The sequence below is a fragment of the Streptomyces hygroscopicus subsp. hygroscopicus genome (assembly GCF_001553455.1).
GTDB classification, from domain to species: Bacteria; Actinomycetota; Actinomycetes; order Streptomycetales; family Streptomycetaceae; genus Streptomyces; species Streptomyces hygroscopicus.
The window spans coordinates 1-1,174 of record NZ_BBOX01000526.1; the positions used below are offsets into that span (position 1 = coordinate 1).

Below are 1,174 nucleotides of genomic sequence, written 5' to 3' on the forward strand. Positions count from 1 at the left end.
GCCCCGGGGCCGCTGCCGCGCGGCCTGCCACCGCGGCGGCCCAGCGCCGCCGCGCGGTGCGTCAGTTGTGACCGAAACTCTTCTGCCGGTCCTTGCGCGCCGTCGAGGGGCCGCCCTCCGATCGCATCGCCTGCGACGGCGCGTCCATCGAGGACTGCTGCTCGGCGGGGCGGTCGGCCATGCCGCGCTCCTGGCGCCGCTCCTGCCGCTGTTTGCGATCGCGGTTCTTGTTCTTACCCATGGTGGTGTTCCTCCAGTTGGGATCAGCCCCCCGGTGAAGAGCCCTCCGGGAAGCCTCCCGGAGCCCGTCGGGGAAGCCCTCCGGGAAACCCTTGGGGAGAAGCCCTTCGGGAAGAACAGTGACATGTCGCAGCAACCCGTGCATGTCGGGCAATTACCGTGAGTGAGAAGGAGGGTACGGGCGGGTAGGCCGTATCCGCCACGCCGGTGATCCAGTTCGGACTGATAACCCCCGTACGGTCGGGCAGACTCGAAGGAAAGCCGAAGGAGAAATCCGGGGCACGGCTGTGCGCGGGGGGCGAACCGAAGGACTGGACCGTCAGGAAAGAGGGTGGAACGTGGACCGCTGCGTCGTCCTGGTGGACGCCGGATATCTGCTGGGCGCCGCCGCGAGCCTGCTGGCCGGGGAGCCCGCCCGATCACGTATCTCCGTCGACCACGCGACCCTCATCCAGGGCCTGCGGGAGCGGGCCGAGGCCGAGACCGAGCGCCCGCTGCTGCGCATCTACTGGTTCGACGGCGCCCCCGATCGCGTCCCCCAGCCCGAGCACCGGCGGCTGCGCGTGATGCCCCGGGTGACCGTCCGGCTCGGCGCGCTCACCCGCAGCGACGGCCGCTGGGCGCAGAAGGGCGTGGACGCGGCCATGCACGCCGAACTCACCGAGCTCGCCCGCAACCGCGCCTGCTCCGACATCGTGCTGGTCACCGGCGACGGGGATCTGCTGCCCGGACTGATGTCGGCCAAGGAACACGGCGTCGCCGTCCACCTGTGGGCGGTCCAGGCGGCCGACGGCGACTACAACCAGTCCGAGGACCTCGTCGCCGAGGCCGATGAGCGGCGTGTCCTCGACCGCGCGTGGATCACCCGGGCGGTGCGCGCCAAGGAGCTTCCCGGGCCCTGCGCGCCCGCCTCCGAGCCGCGCCCGGAGATCGC

The 1,174-nt window shown here is 71.6% G+C and carries 2 protein-coding genes; one reads left to right on the forward strand and one right to left on the reverse strand.

What is annotated here, in order from left to right; genetic code table 11:
• Nucleotides 1–61 precede the first annotated feature (61 nt).
• Nucleotides 62–241 (reverse strand): hypothetical protein, encoded by a 180-nt coding sequence (locus AXW62_RS37995; protein WP_030831715.1) that lies wholly within the window; start codon nucleotides 239–241, stop codon nucleotides 62–64.
• Between the two features lie 337 nt (nucleotides 242–578).
• Between AXW62_RS37995 and AXW62_RS38000 the strand changes: the two genes are divergently transcribed.
• A partial coding sequence (locus AXW62_RS38000; protein WP_159061059.1) for an NYN domain-containing protein occupies nucleotides 579–1,174 on the forward strand: 596 nt, incomplete at its 3' end.

Coding starts and splice junctions, on each gene's coding strand:
- AXW62_RS37995 (WP_030831715.1), bottom strand. CDS start 241: ATGGGTAAGAACAAGAACCGCGATCGCAAACAGCGGCAGGAGCGGCGC.